The organism is Halovenus anhuiensis (assembly GCF_037080055.1).
Lineage (GTDB): Archaea > Halobacteriota > Halobacteria > Halobacteriales > Haloarculaceae > Halovenus.
Map to the genome: position 1 here is coordinate 115,530 of NZ_JBAOJI010000003.1, position 15,144 is coordinate 130,673.

At 63.0% G+C, this 15,144-nt stretch carries 21 protein-coding genes; 12 read left to right on the top strand and 9 right to left on the bottom strand.

Going from position 1 to position 15,144, the window contains the following annotated elements:
- Positions 1–23 precede the first annotated feature (23 nt).
- The 9 genes from V8P86_RS09300 to V8P86_RS09340 are packed head-to-tail and all read right to left on the bottom strand — an operon-like array spanning position 24 to position 8,540.
- Positions 24–1,865, bottom strand: a complete 1,842-nt coding sequence (locus V8P86_RS09300; RefSeq protein ID WP_336326987.1) for a Na(+)/H(+) antiporter subunit D — start codon at positions 1,863–1,865, stop codon at positions 24–26.
- The gene (locus V8P86_RS09305; RefSeq protein WP_336326988.1) at positions 1,862–3,655 is read right to left on the bottom strand and encodes a proton-conducting transporter transmembrane domain-containing protein; all 1,794 of its coding nucleotides are present in this window, start codon (positions 3,653–3,655) and stop codon (positions 1,862–1,864) included. The genes V8P86_RS09300 and V8P86_RS09305 overlap by 4 nt, the downstream gene beginning before the upstream one ends.
- Positions 3,648–5,291, bottom strand: a complete 1,644-nt coding sequence (locus tag V8P86_RS09310) for a proton-conducting transporter transmembrane domain-containing protein (RefSeq protein WP_336326989.1) — start codon at positions 5,289–5,291, stop codon at positions 3,648–3,650. Before V8P86_RS09310 ends, V8P86_RS09305 begins: the two co-directional genes overlap by 8 nt.
- On the bottom strand, positions 5,284–5,655 hold the full coding sequence (locus V8P86_RS09315) for a cation:proton antiporter subunit C (RefSeq protein WP_336326990.1): 372 nt from the start codon (positions 5,653–5,655) through the stop codon (positions 5,284–5,286). The genes V8P86_RS09310 and V8P86_RS09315 overlap by 8 nt, the downstream gene beginning before the upstream one ends.
- The gene (locus tag V8P86_RS09320) at positions 5,648–6,133 is read right to left on the bottom strand and encodes an MnhB domain-containing protein (RefSeq protein ID WP_336326991.1); all 486 of its coding nucleotides are present in this window, start codon (positions 6,131–6,133) and stop codon (positions 5,648–5,650) included. Before V8P86_RS09320 ends, V8P86_RS09315 begins: the two co-directional genes overlap by 8 nt.
- Positions 6,126–6,668: a DUF4040 domain-containing protein gene (locus V8P86_RS09325; protein WP_336326992.1), complete on the bottom strand. Its 543-nt coding sequence runs from the start codon at positions 6,666–6,668 to the stop codon at positions 6,126–6,128. Before V8P86_RS09325 ends, V8P86_RS09320 begins: the two co-directional genes overlap by 8 nt.
- Entirely contained in the window at positions 6,668–7,105 is a 438-nt protein-coding gene (gene mnhG, locus V8P86_RS09330) for a monovalent cation/H(+) antiporter subunit G (RefSeq protein ID WP_442909379.1), read from the bottom strand. Before mnhG ends, V8P86_RS09325 begins: the two co-directional genes overlap by 1 nt.
- Positions 7,102–7,398: a cation:proton antiporter gene (locus tag V8P86_RS09335; RefSeq protein WP_336326993.1), complete on the bottom strand. Its 297-nt coding sequence runs from the start codon at positions 7,396–7,398 to the stop codon at positions 7,102–7,104. Before V8P86_RS09335 ends, mnhG begins: the two co-directional genes overlap by 4 nt.
- The gene (locus V8P86_RS09340; protein WP_336326994.1) at positions 7,395–8,540 is read right to left on the bottom strand and encodes a monovalent cation/H+ antiporter subunit E; all 1,146 of its coding nucleotides are present in this window, start codon (positions 8,538–8,540) and stop codon (positions 7,395–7,397) included. The genes V8P86_RS09335 and V8P86_RS09340 overlap by 4 nt, the downstream gene beginning before the upstream one ends.
- Positions 8,541–8,760: 220 nt before the next feature.
- Here V8P86_RS09340 and V8P86_RS09345 point away from each other — a divergent pair, with 220 nt between their 5' ends.
- The 12 genes from V8P86_RS09345 to V8P86_RS09400 all read left to right on the top strand — a co-directional run bounded on the left by V8P86_RS09345 (position 8,761) and on the right by V8P86_RS09400 (position 15,142).
- Complete coding sequence (locus V8P86_RS09345) at positions 8,761–9,483, top strand: DUF2103 domain-containing protein (RefSeq protein ID WP_336326995.1); 723 nt, start codon at positions 8,761–8,763, stop codon at positions 9,481–9,483.
- Between the two features lie 52 nt (positions 9,484–9,535).
- Positions 9,536–9,805, top strand: coding sequence for a 50S ribosomal protein L37ae (locus tag V8P86_RS09350; protein ID WP_336326996.1), 270 nt, complete (start codon positions 9,536–9,538; stop codon positions 9,803–9,805).
- A complete protein-coding gene (locus V8P86_RS09355) occupies positions 9,802–9,936 on the top strand; it encodes a DNA-directed RNA polymerase subunit P (RefSeq protein WP_128225748.1) in 135 nt (44 codons plus the stop codon). The genes V8P86_RS09350 and V8P86_RS09355 overlap by 4 nt, the downstream gene beginning before the upstream one ends.
- Before the next feature lies 1 nt (position 9,937).
- Entirely contained in the window at positions 9,938–10,180 is a 243-nt protein-coding gene (locus tag V8P86_RS09360) for a KEOPS complex subunit Pcc1 (RefSeq protein ID WP_336326997.1), read from the top strand.
- Between the two features lie 73 nt (positions 10,181–10,253).
- Entirely contained in the window at positions 10,254–10,634 is a 381-nt protein-coding gene (locus V8P86_RS09365; RefSeq protein ID WP_336326998.1) for a prefoldin subunit beta, read from the top strand.
- Positions 10,635–10,886 carry a DUF3194 domain-containing protein gene (locus V8P86_RS09370; protein WP_336326999.1) on the top strand — a complete coding sequence of 84 codons (252 nt, stop codon included), beginning with the start codon at positions 10,635–10,637 and terminating at the stop codon, positions 10,884–10,886.
- 30 nt (positions 10,887–10,916) lie between these two features.
- On the top strand, positions 10,917–11,453 hold the full coding sequence (locus V8P86_RS09375; protein ID WP_336327000.1) for a bifunctional nuclease family protein: 537 nt from the start codon (positions 10,917–10,919) through the stop codon (positions 11,451–11,453).
- A complete protein-coding gene (locus V8P86_RS09380; protein WP_336327001.1) occupies positions 11,453–12,124 on the top strand; it encodes an HAD family hydrolase in 672 nt (223 codons plus the stop codon). Before V8P86_RS09375 ends, V8P86_RS09380 begins: the two co-directional genes overlap by 1 nt.
- 44 nt (positions 12,125–12,168) lie before the next feature.
- Positions 12,169–12,648, top strand: a complete 480-nt coding sequence (locus V8P86_RS09385; protein ID WP_336327002.1) for an Rpp14/Pop5 family protein — start codon at positions 12,169–12,171, stop codon at positions 12,646–12,648.
- 2 nt (positions 12,649–12,650) lie between these two features.
- Positions 12,651–13,433 (top strand): archaeal proteasome endopeptidase complex subunit alpha, encoded by a 783-nt coding sequence (gene psmA, locus V8P86_RS09390; RefSeq protein WP_336327003.1) that lies wholly within the window; start codon positions 12,651–12,653, stop codon positions 13,431–13,433.
- A 71-nt stretch (positions 13,434–13,504) separates the two neighbouring features.
- Positions 13,505–14,236: a GNAT family N-acetyltransferase gene (locus V8P86_RS09395; protein WP_336327004.1), complete on the top strand. Its 732-nt coding sequence runs from the start codon at positions 13,505–13,507 to the stop codon at positions 14,234–14,236.
- A 63-nt stretch (positions 14,237–14,299) separates the two neighbouring features.
- Positions 14,300–15,142, top strand: coding sequence for a hypothetical protein (locus V8P86_RS09400; RefSeq protein ID WP_336327005.1), 843 nt, complete (start codon positions 14,300–14,302; stop codon positions 15,140–15,142).
- Positions 15,143–15,144 lie beyond the last annotated feature (2 nt).

The window sequence follows — 15,144 nt, forward strand, 5'->3', positions numbered from 1 at the left end:
CTGGGTGTTAAGCCGTTCCGAAACTAGAGGCTTAGCGCCAACAGAACCGTTAACACAGCACTCAACACGAGCACGGTCGTGCCGATCCCGGCCCGAAGATACAGGCGAGAGGGCTCGCCGCCGTCAGGAGCCGACTCACCGACAAACTCGGGTCTGATCCCGTCGGGAAGCCAGCGAGTCGCCCGGTCGACCGTCCGGACGGGATTCGCGCTGATCCAGTAACAGGTCTGTACAAATCGGACCGCTGCCCGGTCGACTGCGGCGAAGAGTTCGGTGGTGCCGTAGATACCGATCTTGCCAGAGTAGTAGATCAGCGGATTGATAAGCACCTCGAAATCCGGGACGTGACCGATCTTCGAGAGCGGCTTTCTGATGAGGAAGAAAGCAGGCACGCTCACGGCGACCAGTGCAGCGCTCTCGGTGAGGTGACTCGTGCTGTAGGGATGCAGGTCGTGGACGTGGAAGCCCGCAGCGTTTTCGGCGGCCATCTCGACGGCGAACTCCCACCCGCCCGGCAGGCCGAAGGCCAGACAGGCCCCGCCGACGGCGAACATCGCCACGGTCTGGCCGCTCTTGGCGTCTTTGACACTCCCCTCGAACTCGCCGTGGAGAAAGGCGTAGTAGCCCAGTTTGATGAAGGAGAGAAGCGTCCCGACCGCGCCGACGAGCAACAGAATCCAGACTGGTTCCGTGCCGAAGGCGTGGTACTTGTGCGCCGTATCGAGCACGATGCCCTTGCTCACGAAGCCATTGAACGGTGGAATCGCCGTAATCGACAGTGCTCCCAGCGTGTAGCCAATCGCTGTCAGGGGCATCTCCCGCCACAGTCCACCGAGGTCGTACAGATCCTCGACTCCGGTCCGGTAGATGATGACGCCGACGGCCATGAACAGAAGCGCCTTGAACAGGATGTTGTTGAACGCGTGCATGATCGCGCCGACGCCGCCCTTCTCGGCGGTGGCGAGCAGCCCAATTCCGGCGACCATGTAACCGACCTGCGCCATGATGTGATAGGAGAGTAACGCGCGCATGTCGTGCTGGAGCAGTGCGAAACCAGCGCCGTAGACGGCCATCGCCGCGCCCATATACGCGAGCAGGTGGCTTCCGTTCGGGAACGTCTGCAGCAGGACGTACGCGCCGGTCTTGGTCGTGAACACGGAGAGGAACACCGACGCGGCGATGTGCGGCCGCGGATAGGTGTCCGGTAGCCACGTGTGCAGGCCGATGAATCCACAGTTGATCCCAATCCCCGAGGCGGCGAGGATCATCGGCATATCCGCTTCGATGCCGATGGCCGCCAGCGGGGCCGCCCCGCCGACGCCGATCCCACCCTCGATGAGCAGGCCGCCGCCGACGGCGAGATGCCAGACGATGGCAAAGAGGAACAGGCTCCCACCGATGCCGTGTGCCAGCGCGTAGCGGTAGCCCGCCCGGACCGCTTTGCCGCCGTGATGCCAGACCAGTAGCGTGCTCGTCACGGCCATGAACTCCCACCAGGCGATCAGCGAGACCCAGTCGCCGGCGAAGATGACCCCCGCCGTCGAACCGACGTAGGAGAGCGCGAGCGCGGTCATCAGCTTTGGTGCGTCACTGCTGTAGGCGTAGACGACTGCTGCGGTGGCGAGGATGCCAGCCGCCATGGCGACGAGTTGTGAGAGCCCGTCGATCTGCAGGAAGATGGTCTCGAAGCCGAGGAAGTTGATCTCCCAGAACTCTCCCTCCGGTGCGAACAGGGCTACGGCGAGGATCCAGAGGGTACTCGCAGCACCGACCACGTGGCCGACGAGTCGCGGCAAGAGCGCCACGGCCAGCGCCGCGGCGAGGACGACGAAGGCCGGCGGGACGACAGTCAGAAACTCTGTCATAGGCCCACCTCCAGTCCAGTCGCCCGTTCAGCTACGGCCGTCACCAGATCCAGAAATCCGACCTCTCCCGGGATTGTGCCGAGCACGACGGCCCCAGTGACGATGACGGCAATGGGCATCAGGATGAGCCACGTGCTCTCCTCGCGTGGCGAGCGTCGCTCCCACCCGCTCGGCGGCGGGCCGCCGTGATGGACGTCGTGATTCGCCTCTTCGTGGGCCTGTTCGCTGACGTGGAACTCGTCGCCGTCACTTTCCTCGGTGTGTCCGCCATCTGCGGCGACTTCCTCGTCGCCGGGACTGAAGAACTTGCCGCCGATGGGAAACTCGACGAGCGGTTTGGCGTCGTGTTCGTCCTCGCTCTCGAAGAAGGCGGTGTAGACGACCGGCCAGAAGTAGGCGATGTTCATCACGCCCGAGACGATCAGCGCGAGCGCGAAGATGGCTCCCGCCGCGGTCGGTTCGTAGGCGTAACTGGCGTCGGTCATGCCGATTGCCCCGATCAGCATGTAGAACTTCGAGACGAAGCCAGCGACGAACGGGATCCCGGCCATCCCCGCCGCGGCGATCGTGAAGGCGGTCATCGTCAGCGGCATCCGCTTGCCGATGCCCGCCATGTTCGAGATGTAGTCCGTGTGGGTCTCGACGTGGATCGCACCCGCACAGAAGAACAGCGTGAGTTTCATGAACGCGTGCGCGGGGATGTGGAGCAGTCCGCCGGTGATTCCGGCCGGCGAGAGCAGCGCGACGCCCATGATGATGTAGGAAAGTTGGCTCGCCGTCGAGTACGCGAGTCGGCGCTTGAGGTGGTCCTTTCGGAGTGCAATGAACGACGCGAGGATGAAACTCGCCGCGGCGAGTCCGCCCAGCGCGATGTGCATATCCAGTGCGGCGGTCAGATCCGGTTCGTACACGTCGAGTACGACCCGGGAGACGCCGAATGCGCCGGACTTGACGACTGCGACGGCGTGCAGGAGTCCCGAGACTGGCGTCGGCGCGACCATCGCGTCCGGGAGCCACGAGTGCAGTGGCATGATCGCCGCCTTCGTCCCGAACCCGAGCGCGAGCATCCCGAATGCCAGCATAAAGATCGGTTCGCTGACGACGCTTCCCTGGTAGACCGCCATCAGTGGCTCGCCGATTTCGCCGAAGGTCACCGTTGCCGTGCTTTCACCAACGGCAACACCGCTGACCCGCGCGGGGTCGGCGAGGCCGGTCAGCCAGTAGACCAAGGCTGTGCCGCCAAGCACCAGGAAGCCCCCGCCAAAGAAGGTGTAGGCGAGATACTTCCGGCCGGCCGCACGGGCCTCGTCGGTCTCGTCGTGGGCGACCAGCGGGTAGGTGACGATGGAGAGCAGTTCGTAGAAGAGGAACATGACGATCAGATTCTCGGCGAAGGCGATGCCGATGGCCGTCGATAGCGAGGCGGCGAAGGCTGCGAAAAACCGGGTCTGGTTGGGTTCGTTCAGCCCGCGCATGTAGCCCGCACAGTAGAAGGCGGTGAAGATCCAGAGGAAACTGGCGAGCAGCGCGAAGACCATCCCCAGTGTGTCGACTCGCAGCGCGAACTCGATGCCGAAGACGAACTCGCCCATCGACCAGCGGAACGTCTCGCCGTCCAGCACCGCGGGGAGCATACTCGCCACGATACCGAACTTCAGCAGCGCTGCGAGAATCGACCAGAACTCACGGACGTTCGGCCGCCGGTAGGAGGCGATGATGAGCATCGTCGCCACCGTCGAGACCAATACTGCCGCAAGCGGCTGGAGGTCACCGCCTGGGATCTCAACCATCGAGGACCACCCCCGGATCGGTGAACAGTCGATCCACGACCGGATCGATCATGTTCGCCAACTCGCCGCCGGCGAAGCCGAGGACGATGGAGAGCAGGGCGGCGCTGACGGCCAGTGCGATCATTCCAATCGAGAGCGTGCGGCCGCCATCAGCAACGACGGGCGCGCTCGATTCGGCGTGTTCGGGCGTTTCCTCCGGTTGGTAATCAAAGTACAGTTTTTCGAGAATTCGCGCGACGTACAGCAGCGTGAGGAGCGTGCTGGCGAAGACGACGAAGATCACCGGCCAGAGTCCCGACTCGACCGCTGCGACGGCGAGATACCACTTGCCGATGAAGCCGGCTGTCGGCGGGACGCCGACGATGCCGAACCCGAGGATGGCCATCGCTCCGGAGAGGAACGGCCGTTTCTTCGCCAGGCCGGCGAACTCCGAGAGTCGGCGCGCGCCGGTCCCTCGTGCGAGTGCGCCCGCGGTGGCGAACAGTCCACCTTTGATCAGCCCGTGTGCGAGCAGGTGGATCACCACGCCGTAGACCGCGAAGCGGGCGGCGGTCTCGCCCGAACTCGGATGCACGGCGATACCGATACCCAGCACGATCAGCCCGAACTGCGCGACCGAGGAGTAGGCGAACATCCGCTTGACCTGCCGTTGCATCGCAGCGAGGAAACTCCCGGCGAGGACGCTCGCGCCGCCCAGCACCAGCAGACCATTCAACATGAGTTCGGCGTTTGCCGTCGCCGCGAAAAAGTCCGGCGTAAACACCTGCCAGGTGATCCGGGCCAGCGCGTACGCCGCCGACGTGGAGACCAGCGCCGAGATGTAAATCGTCACCGAATCCGGCGCGGCAGCGTAGGCGTCCGGCTGCCAGCTATGGAGCGGATAGATGGCCGCTTTCGCCGCGAGGCCGACCGCGATGAACCCGAATGCTGCAATGACCGTTGGGTCGCTGTAGAGCGCGCCGTCGATCCACGTCGGTTCGCCAGCCAGCGAACGGGCGACATCAACCATATTGAGCGCGCCAGTCGCGACGAAGAGGTAGCCGACGCCGATGAGATACATCGACGCGCCGGTCGTTCCGATGATGAGATACTTGAGCGCGGCGACAGCCGATTCGGCGGACTGGTCGCCCGCGATCAGCGCGTAGGAAGCCAGCCCGACGATTTCGAGGAAGACGAAGAGGTTGAACAGGTCCCCCGTCAGCACCAGCCCCATCAGCCCGCCGGCCAGTAGCAGATAGCCGCTGTAGAAGGCGTTACCCCGTGGGCCAGCCTGTCTGGCGAAGACGAGCACGCCCAGCGAGACGGCCGCGACGAGTGCGACCAGCAGCGCGGAGAGTTCGTCGGCGACGAGTTCGATGCCGACGACGAAGTTCTGTGTCGTCCCGCCGGTTGCGAGTTCGACCGACTTCCGGCCGAATCGTTCGCCACCGAGGACGTGGACGATGCCGCGCTCGCCGTGGCCGCCGGCGACGTAGATGGCGTAGGCGAGCCACCCGGCGAGTGCGGCCTCGATGCTCAACACGATAGCAGCGACCGACCAACCGACCCGGTCACGGAGGAGTCCGAGTGCCAGCGGCAACGTCGACCCCAGAATCGGAATGCCGATAAGCAGTCCCGGCAGGAGTTGCTCAGTCATCTGCACGCACCTCCCTGAGCGTCTCCTCGTCGAGCGTGCCGTACTCGTCGTAGATTCTGACGATCAACGCCAGCGCCACCGCAGTCAGGGCGATCCCGACCACAATCGCGGTTAGCACGATGACCTGCGGCAGCGGACTGGCGTAGCCCTGTCCGGCGAAGGCCTCCTTCGGGATGATCGGTGAACTCCCGCCCTCGACGTAGGCTGTCGAAATGAAAAACAGAAAAATCGCCGTCTGGAAGAGGTTCAGCCCGATCACTTTCTTGACCAGATTCGAGGAGGCGACGACGATATACAGTCCGATGACGAGCAGGATGGCAAATAGGACGTAGGTGTACCGACTCGTAAAGAGCGATTCAATCATCCTCGTTCACCTCCCCCGGGCCGAGTCCGGCCGCGATGAGGAAAAACAATCCGACGACGACACCGGCGACGATGGGGGCGACACCGACGACCTCGATGGCCTCCAGACCCCACTTGGGTTTGTTGATCAGCCCGATATCGACGTAGAAGTCGTATTCGAGGAAGTTCCGACCGCCGAAGAAGATCGGAACCAGTCCGATGAGGGCGAACGCTGCCGTCCCGCCGGTCGCGAGTGCGACCACAGTCCGGTTTCGTAACCAGTCTCGCGTTGGCTCGATGCCAAAGGCAAAGGCGATCATCAGCACTGTCGAGCCGATAATCGCACCGCCCTGAAAGCTCCCGCCGGGCGTGCCCGAGCCATGAAACATCAAAAATAGCCCGTAGGTGAGCGCGAACGGAGCCACCACACGGACCGTCGACATGATTATCTGGCTCTCGACGTACATCGACTCGTTGACATCTGGTCTGGATTCACTCACGGGTAAACACCACCTGTTTGAGCACGATCATGGTCGCAACGCCTGCAGCGAACACTACCGTCGCCTCGCCGAACGTATCGAACCCTCGGTAGCCGGCGAGCACCGCAGTCACGGCGTTTTCGACACCGGTATCGGCGTAGGAATGCTCGATGTAATACTGCGTGACGCCGGGGGTCAGCCACGGCCGCTCGGCCGTGGTGCCGACTACCGGAAAGGTCCGGAACGTCCGGACGAGGACGAACAGTAGTCCCCCGAAGACAATCATACCGGGCACACTCACTCTTTCGATCGCTTTGTCGACATCCATCCGGGCCGTTTTGGCGATCGTCAGTAGCAGCAGAATCGTCGTCACGCCGGCACCGATTGCTGCTTCTGTCATCGCCACATCGGGTGCCAGCAGGAAGGCATAAAACAGCGCCATCCCGAGGCTGTAGGCGGCGAAGACGATGATTACCGCGAGAATATCTCGTAGCAACGCCGTTGCGACGGCTGTTGCCAGCACGAACAGGAACAGGGCCGCCTCGAACGCCGACATCACGGCGACTCACCTCCGGATTCCTGTCCGCCGTCGGCGGCCGGTGTTGCGCCCTCCTCGTCGGTGTCGGTCATCTCATTCGGGGTCAGTCGTTCGGCTTCGGCCGCCAGATCAGCGTCCGTCCGGTCGTCGTCGGTCGTCCACGGCTCGATTCCCTCCTCGTGGGCGGCCCGCGTGATAGCGTGGGCGGCCGTCGGGTTCGTTACGAATATGAAAAACAGCAGGATCACCGTGAGAATGGTCGTTGGTGTCCAGCCGAGTGCGAGCGCGACGCCGGCGAGCGCGAAGCCAGCGCCGAGCGTGTCTGCCTGCGATGCAGTATGCGCGCGGGAGTACACGTCGGGGAGTCGCAACACGCCGACCGTCGAGATGAGTGTGAAGAACAGTCCGAGCGCCACGAACAAGACGGACCCGCCAACTCTGACGGTCTCGATCACAGGACACCACCTCGTTCGACGGTGAACTTCGAGATGGCGACGGCCATCAGGAAGTTCAACAGCGCATAGACCAGGGCGATATCCAGAAGCGAGCGTTCGCCCAGTGCGGCCGCGAGCAGTGCGAGGATGACCACAGTGTTCGTTCCGAGGACGTTCACCGCGAGCACCCGATCCTGCGTCGTTGGTCCCTTGATCGCACGATAAAACATGGCGAGTGCCAGCAGCATGAATCCGGCCGCGACACCGAGAAATATCTCGGTGAGCGCGGGATCGATGAGTGTCGTGTCTGTCATTGGTCGTCCTCCTGATTGGCCTCCGTGGTACCGGTGCTTTCGGCGTTTCCGTTCGTTTGCGAGTCTCCTTTTCGCCCGTCGGTGTTCTCTGTTGAGTCATCCGGCGGTTGGAGATTCTCCGTGTCACCGCGCTCGCGTGGGCTGGGAATCGCCATCGCCTCCCGTCCGTAGAAGACGTACCGGACGCCCCGTTCGAGACCGCCGTCGAAGAGATCATCGCGCGCGGCGGGGACGAGCGTGTGTACGATCAGACTGTCTCCCGAGACGCGCACGGTCAGCGTTCCGGGCGTGAGGGTGATGCTGTTCGCGAGGACGGTGATCGGCAGACTCCCCCAGACCGCCGGGCGGACGCGTGTCAACCGCGGTTCGATCGGCATCTTCGGATGGAGGATCACTGCCGAGACGACGATATTCGCCTTGATGATCTCCCAGAGCAGATACGGAACGTACACGATGTGCCGGAGGAGGCGACCGATCGTCGAGGTCGTCGGGTCACGGCTGAACGTCACCCGTGACATGGCGACAGCGACGACCGTCGCCGCGATGAGGCCGGTCACCCACTCGAACCAGTAGAACGGATCCGCCGCGAGTAGCATGTAAAACGCCAGCGAGAGCACGAACACTGAGCCGACACGGAGCGGCGAACTCCGGGTCAAAAGCGGTCCTCGTCGCGCCTGCCGAGTCACCGGTGCCGTCTCGTAGGGTACCCCCAGTGTGTCGAGTTCGTTCGCCAGCGGACGAACGAGCGGTGCGCCGATTCCCGGGTCGTACTCCGGATCGAGGATGACGCCGTCGAGGTCGTGGTCCAGAACCTCCCCATCGAGTGCGTTTGCGACATCTTCGGGGCTAAACAGGTACCGATTCAGCCCCACCTGTGTCGTCTCGACGGTCAGCATATCTTCGTGCTCGCCGGCATCTTCCTCTGCCCAGATTCCAGCCCTGTCGAGTAACTCCTCGGCGCTGTCCACGTCGCGTTCAAGTTCCGACGTTGGAACCTCTCCGCGTTCTGCGTCTGGAGCGTGAACAAAGACGAACCGCACAGTTCCAGTCCCGTCTTCGAGTGCGCGAGAGACTGCATATTCGACTGTCTGTCGGAGTGTCTCCGTCTCAGAGACGGGGACGAGGAGTCGCTCACCGGACACCGTCGTCCCTCCGTCGACCACCGGATACGTTTAGTTGCATCGCTGGGCCCTTACATGCCATTGCGAGGGTTTACACGAAAACCATTTCGTTCTCGCAGTGTCATCTCGCTTTCGGGACCCACCACATCCGGGCGGTTGCTATCCGATTGTCAACTCTCACCGAGAATTTCTCGAAGTCTCGAAACGCGGTCCTTATTCGGCTCCTCGGATTATCTCCGGTATGGAGTGTCGGCAGTGTGCGACCCCGCTCGAACGACCTGGCGATTACTGCCTGGTCTGCCGAACGGCAAACGCCGACACGCTCGTTCTCGAACTCGGCCGCGAACGCGGGACGGTCACAGCAATCTACGAAGGGGATGTCGTCGGCGCGCGCACGGTCACGACAACCCCTGAGCCGGACGAAGAACAGGTCTCCTCGGAACTGCGCTATTTTGCCGGCCAGATTGCCGACGAGATTCGCCGGAAACGCCCGGAAGAGGTATATGCGACCGGCAACCGCGAGGTGCTTCGTGCAGTTCGCTCGCAGGTGCATTACTCTTTTTACCGCATCGAGGCCGAGGAACCAATCGAGCACGCCCTCGAACGACAGGGCGAGGCGCCGCTGGAAGTCGTCGAGGCCTCCGTCGCGGAGAAACTCGGCGGCACCCACTCGACACTGATCGGCGGACGAACCGGGCGGGAGGTGCTGGAAGTCGTCGCGGAACATCCCCACGTGAAAAAGATCATTCCCGGCCCCATCGACGCCAGCGGTTCGAGCAGTGACGGCGGCCTCCGGGCGAAGGTCACCCGCGCGGACAACACCGGCAACGTCCGGCTACTCATCCGTGATGGATCGAGTGTCCAGGAAAACCGGGTCGTGACGACTGCCGACGACCGCGAACTCGGCGAGCGCGTGCGCAAAGACATCAACCAAGCGCTGGTCGAAGCGGAGTTCAAAGAGTAGGCGGGTCTGTCTCGCAGGGTTTTTGTAGTCGCTCGGCGGACAATGGTGTACTATGAGTGACGATCAAAACCGGACCGGCAGTGCCGGCCGCTTCGGCGCACGCTACGGGCGGGTTGCCCGGCGGCGTGTCGCCCAGATCGAGCGAGAGATGGAAAACGCCACCGTCGACGGCGACGACGTAAAACGAGTCGGCACCGGTATCTGGGTCAACGAGGAGACCGGCGAGAAGTTCACCGGTGGGGCCTACAAGCCCCAGACCCCGGCGGGCAAGACCGTTCGCCGATCGATCCGCGCCGCACTCTCCGAGGACGACGACGAATGAGCTACAAGTGTTCCCGCTGCAAGCGTGACGTGACGCTCGACGAGTACGGCGGCGTCCGGTGTCCTTACTGCGGTCACCGCGTCCTGCTCAAGGAACGCAGCAGGGACATCAAGGAAGTCAACGTCGAATAACGTGGCTCACGAGGCTGTTCTCTCCTTCAGCTACGACTCTCCCGAGCAGGCTGCTCGGGTTGCCGACTCGATCGACCCCGAACTCGGGGCAATCGACGACGACCGCAGCAGCGTCCGCTCAACCCGCGACGGTGCCGACCTCGAACTCCTCGTCGAAGCACGCGATCCCGTTGCCCTGCGAGCGGCCGTGAACACGTGGTGTTCGCTGGTGAGCGTCGCCGAATCCGCCGGACAGATCGAGTGAGCAGCGTTCGCCGCGGATTCGTTTCCGAACTCGAAAGCGGGGGTTTAACAGTCCGGGTCCCGAGGTCACTGGTATGCAAGGAAATCTACCACCGGAAGCACAGGAAAAGCTCGAGGAACTGCAGGATCTTCAGGAGACCGCACAGGAAGTTGCGGCCCAGAAGCAGGAAGCCGAAACACAGCTCCGAGAGTCCGAGACGGCACTCGACGAACTCGAGGACATCGAAGGCGAGACCCAGATGTACCAGCAGCTCGGCGAACTCCTCGTCGAGACCGAGTACGACGACGCCAAAGAAGACCTCGAAGAGAAGGTCAGCAGTCTCGAAGTGCGCGTCGACACCCTCGACAAACAGGAAGAGCGCGTGCAGGAGCAGTTCGAGGAACTGCAGGACGAACTCCAGCAGATGCTCGGCGGCGGTCCGGGTGGCGGCATGGGCGGCGCAGGCGGCGCATAAATGACGACCGAGGGGGACCGCCCCGACGACGAAGAAATTGTCCAGACCGCGGCCCGCGCGGCGGAGGACGTGATCTTCGCCCGCTACGCGCGGTCGGACGTTCGCGATTTCGACGTGACTGTCAGCTTCGAAGACGAGCGTCTGGAAGTCGACATCTATCTCGATGCTGACGACAGCCAGGAGGACCCAGAACAGGTCGCAGACGATGCGATGCTGGCGGCACGGAACGCCGTCGACGAACTGCTGGCATAACCTTTTGAGCGTTGGGGCGTAAGTTGAGACATGGAACACGAGGCCACAGTCGAGGGTGTCGGCGTCGGCGTGAGCGACGAAGGCCCCGGCGCACCGGTCGTTCTCCTCAGCGCGCGCGAGGAGTTGATCCCCATCTTCGTCAGTGCCGACCAGGCCCAGTCGATGCAACTGGCGCTGGATGGGGAGCCCTTCGAGCGCCCGCTGACACACGACCTGTTCGTCGAGATGGTCGCGGAGTTCGGGGCGGCGATCGATCGGGTTCGCATCGACGATCTGGCTGATGGCACCTTCTACGCGAAAATCGATACCGAACAGTACCACGGCGGGGAACGCAAGCAGGCTGTGTTCGACGCTCGGCCATCCGATGGCATCGCACTCGCCCTGCGCGTCGACTGCCCGCTGATCGTCAGCGACGAGGTGATCGACGAGGCCGGTCGGCCGCCCGATGCCTTCGAGCGCGAGGACGAACTCGACGACGACAGCGATCTGGGCGGCGGCTTCGGCGACACCGGCGCCGGTGAAGACTCAGATGTCGACGACTCCGATTTCGGTGACGGTCCGTTCTGATGAGCTACGACGCACTTCTCCTCGACTTCGACGGTGTGCTCGTCGACGTACTCCCGGACGAGCACCGCCTGCCGGCCTTCCGCGAACAGATCGCCGGAGAGCTACGGAACCGGTCGATTAGTGAGGCCGAGATGGACGACCTCGCGGGCACGCTCGCTCATGGCATCACCTTCGAGGAACTGGGGGAGTTGAGCGAGCAGACTGGACTTCCGCCCGAAGAACTCTGGCGGGCCCGGGACGATGCTCTCGCCGACGTGCTGGACCGGGCCGCACGCGATGGTCACAAGACTCCCTACGACGACGTGACCACGCTGTCGACGCTCGAACAGCCGGTCGGTGTCGTGAGCAACAACCAGACCCGCGTCGTCGAGTCACTGAGCGACCACTTCGAGCTTACTGACCACTTCGGCGCAGTCCGGGCGCGCGACCCGCATCCGGACAGTCTGAAGGAGAAAAAACCCGAACCCACGTTTTTACGAGACACGATTCGAGAACTCGGCGTCGAGAACCCACTGTTCGTCGGCGACAAGGAGACAGACATTCAGGCCGGACAGCGAGCCGCCCTCGATACAGTCTTGCTCCGTCGTGAGCACAATGCAACCCGTCAAATCGAGACGGAGCCAACGTACGAGGTCGAGGATCTCGATGCCGTCGTCGAGTTGTTCCGGTAAGCGCGGTCGTCACCCTGATTGTGCCGGCGCTCCGAGTGCGGACAATGAAACACCTGCCGAAACATCTGCAACCGCGGTGGCGGTATCTCGCCGTCCTGATCGAGGGGTGGCCCGACGCCGACCTCGACCGCGATCAGTTCCAGCGACAGCTCTGGTACAGCGCACAGAATCTGTTCGGGGACGCGGGAAGCGCGGATCTGGATCTCTCCGTCGTTCGGTTCGAGTTCGCCGACGGAGAGGGCGGGGCGATCGTGCGGACCCGGCGCGGCGAGCAGTCCCGCGGGCGGGCCGCGGTCGCGTGTGTCGAACAGGTCGACGATCAGCCCGTCGGCTTGCGAGTCGCAGGCGTTAGCGGGACGATCCGTGCCTGTGAAGAAAAGTATATGGGGCGCGGCCGGGAAGACACAGAGCAGAGACACGTCGCGTTCGCAGGCGCTGATCGGCGGGCGTCCGTCCGCGGATCGCGGGTAGATATCCCCGCGGAGCAGGCGTATACCGGCGCGACGATCCTCGATTGTGAGTAACTATGCAGGGTCAAAATCAACAGCAAGCATACGACCGCGGGATCACCATCTTCTCCCCAGACGGTCGTCTCTATCAGGTCGAGTACGCCCGCGAAGCCGTCAAACGCGGGACAGCGAGCATCGGTGTCCGAACCGCGGACGGCGTCGTCCTCGCGGTAGACAAACGCATCCGCTCGCCGCTGATGGAACGGGACAGCGTCGAGAAAATCCACAAGGCCGACGACCACATCGGCATCGCCAGCGCGGGCCACGTCGCCGACGCCCGCCAGTTGATCGATTTCGCTCGCCGCCGGGCGCAGGTCAACGAACTCCGCTACGGCGAACCCATCGCCGTCGAGACGCTGACCAAGGAAGTCACCGACTACATCCAGCAGTACACGCAGGTCGGTGGCGCACGTCCGTTCGGTGTCGCGCTGATTATCGCGGGCATCGCCAACGGCGAACCCAAACTGTACGAGACTGATCCCTCGGGGACACCCTACGAGTGGAAGGCTCTCGCTGTCGGCGCTGACCGCGGCGATATCCGCGAGTATCTCGAAGAGAACTACAGCGAAGAGATGGACCTCGACGCCGGTGTCGACCTCGCGCTGTCGGCGCTCGCTTCAGTCAACGACGACGGACTCAATCCGGAAGGCATCGGCCTTGCGACGATCAGCGTCGAGGACGAACAGTTCCACGAACACGACATCGAGGAGCGAGAGGCCTACCTCGAACAGTTCGAGTTACTCGCCAGCGAAGACGAAGAGGAAGACGGCGAAAACACCGAAGAGACCGACGAAGAGTAACTCGACCCGAATCGGTCTGATTTGTGAGAGGTTGCAGTATACCCAAGAGGGAGGTACACATATGTACAGGTATGAAACCGCTCGAACGGCCGACATTCAGAACTGAGGCCAGCAAACAGATCTACCAGTACGTCGAGCGCCACGGGACTGCGGCCCGCCACCAGACCCGAAGCGCGGTCGGACTCTCGTCCGAAGAGTTCGAGGACGAACTCGAATGGCTCATCACGAAGGGATATCTCGAAGACGAAGGGGGGACGCTGCGGATCGGACTCAACGCGGGGTCGGTCGAGGAACACGTCGGCCCTGATCTCACTTACACCATCAGACCCGCTCGCCAGGAGGATTTCGAGGGACTGGTCGACACTATCCGTGATGTGACTGCCGAGGACACATACGTCGTCGCCGAGAGCATCGCGGATCGGTTGCTGTACGAGGATACCGTCCAGCGACACAACACCGTCGAGTCTCGTGTCTTCTTCATCGCGGCCCACGACGGCGACGTGATCGGTTGGATCCATCTCGATTTGCCACAGTCCGATAAACTCCAGAGCACGGCGCAGTTGACTGTCGGCGTCCGGGGAGACTACAGACAGCAGGGGGTGGGCAGCCAGTTGCTCGGCCGCGGACTGGACTGGGCGGAGGCCAACGGCTACCAGAAGGTGTACAACAGTGTCCCGATGACCAACGACGAAGCGCTGTCCTTCCTCGAATCACACGGCTGGGAGACCGAGGGGATCCGCCGGGACCACTACACTATCGAGGACGAACTGATCGACGAAGTGATGATGGCCTACACCTTCTGATCGAGTATCAATTGGCGCAATGTTGATGTGAGCGGCCGGAGTTGACACCGCTATCGCGAAGGCATGGATCCAGAGGAGTATTTCGAGCGCGTGATCCGGTTTCTGGAGACAAAAGGCTGGAACACGTCCACGACCCAGGTCAACGAATCGATCTATATTGTGACGGGAACGCGAAAAAGCGAGACGTACTACGACCGCATGATGACGATGGTCGGCGTCGACGCTGCGACGACGTTCGGGACAAAACACCTGGAGTATCTCGTCGACGCTGCTGGCGAACACGATGTCGATCAGTTACTGGCGACCTGCCGGGGCGGTGTTGAGGAGGCAGCGACCGACCTCCTCGGAGAACAAGACATCGAGTTCATTGATCCCGAGACCATCGACGACGCCTTCATCGATACGTTCGAGGTCGAACGCGAGGACGGACTCTTCGAGCAGGCGCGAGCCTCGGGTGCGGGATTGTCCGGCCTCGGAGGCACCCAGTTCAGACGCAGCATCGGCTCGCTCCTCTCGCTGTATCTTCTCTCAGCCGCCGTACTCGGACTCGCAATTGCCGTTCTCGGGACCCTCGCCGGCAACGGTGACCCACTCCCAGCCCTGCTTGCGGGTGGGCTCGTCCTCGTGGGGCCGCTTCTCGGATTCGTCGGCGCGCTCGGACTCGTCGCGGGCGAGGTCGCTCCGCCCTCACCACTGGGCATCTTTCTGGGCACTCTCTTCGGCTATCTCCTGTTCGTGATGGTGGTCGGTGCCAGTGGCGGGGTCGCTGGCGTGACCGCTTCGACGGGGCTGTTCGAGTCGACAGCGATGGTCCTCGCAGTGTTCGGGCTTGCACTTCCGACCGGTATCGGAGCCGTTGGCGTGGCGTATTCCTCCGTCTCTCTGCGTGGACGGTCGGACGCCTGACC

Excerpts from the sequence above, each read along its gene's own strand:
- V8P86_RS09310 (WP_336326989.1), bottom strand. The coding sequence starts at position 5,291 with ATGACTGAGCAACTCCTGCCGGGACTGCTTATCGGCATTCCGATTCTG.
- V8P86_RS09355 (WP_128225748.1), top strand. The coding sequence starts at position 9,802 with ATGAGCTACAAGTGTTCCCGCTGCAAGCGTGACGTGACGCTCGACGAG.
- V8P86_RS09370 (WP_336326999.1), top strand. The coding sequence starts at position 10,635 with ATGACGACCGAGGGGGACCGCCCCGACGACGAAGAAATTGTCCAGACC.
- V8P86_RS09350 (WP_336326996.1), top strand. The coding sequence starts at position 9,536 with ATGAGTGACGATCAAAACCGGACCGGCAGTGCCGGCCGCTTCGGCGCA.
- V8P86_RS09300 (WP_336326987.1), bottom strand. The coding sequence starts at position 1,865 with ATGACAGAGTTTCTGACTGTCGTCCCGCCGGCCTTCGTCGTCCTCGCC.
- V8P86_RS09400 (WP_336327005.1), top strand. The coding sequence starts at position 14,300 with ATGGATCCAGAGGAGTATTTCGAGCGCGTGATCCGGTTTCTGGAGACA.
- V8P86_RS09385 (WP_336327002.1), top strand. The coding sequence starts at position 12,169 with ATGAAACACCTGCCGAAACATCTGCAACCGCGGTGGCGGTATCTCGCC.
- V8P86_RS09375 (WP_336327000.1), top strand. The coding sequence starts at position 10,917 with ATGGAACACGAGGCCACAGTCGAGGGTGTCGGCGTCGGCGTGAGCGAC.
- V8P86_RS09395 (WP_336327004.1), top strand. The coding sequence starts at position 13,505 with ATGAAACCGCTCGAACGGCCGACATTCAGAACTGAGGCCAGCAAACAG.
- V8P86_RS09380 (WP_336327001.1), top strand. The coding sequence starts at position 11,453 with ATGAGCTACGACGCACTTCTCCTCGACTTCGACGGTGTGCTCGTCGAC.
- V8P86_RS09325 (WP_336326992.1), bottom strand. The coding sequence starts at position 6,668 with ATGTCGGCGTTCGAGGCGGCCCTGTTCCTGTTCGTGCTGGCAACAGCC.
- V8P86_RS09335 (WP_336326993.1), bottom strand. The coding sequence starts at position 7,398 with ATGACAGACACGACACTCATCGATCCCGCGCTCACCGAGATATTTCTC.
- V8P86_RS09345 (WP_336326995.1), top strand. The coding sequence starts at position 8,761 with ATGGAGTGTCGGCAGTGTGCGACCCCGCTCGAACGACCTGGCGATTAC.
- V8P86_RS09315 (WP_336326990.1), bottom strand. The coding sequence starts at position 5,655 with ATGATTGAATCGCTCTTTACGAGTCGGTACACCTACGTCCTATTTGCC.
- V8P86_RS09305 (WP_336326988.1), bottom strand. The coding sequence starts at position 3,655 with ATGGTTGAGATCCCAGGCGGTGACCTCCAGCCGCTTGCGGCAGTATTG.
- psmA (WP_336327003.1), top strand. The coding sequence starts at position 12,651 with ATGCAGGGTCAAAATCAACAGCAAGCATACGACCGCGGGATCACCATC.
- V8P86_RS09365 (WP_336326998.1), top strand. The coding sequence starts at position 10,254 with ATGCAAGGAAATCTACCACCGGAAGCACAGGAAAAGCTCGAGGAACTG.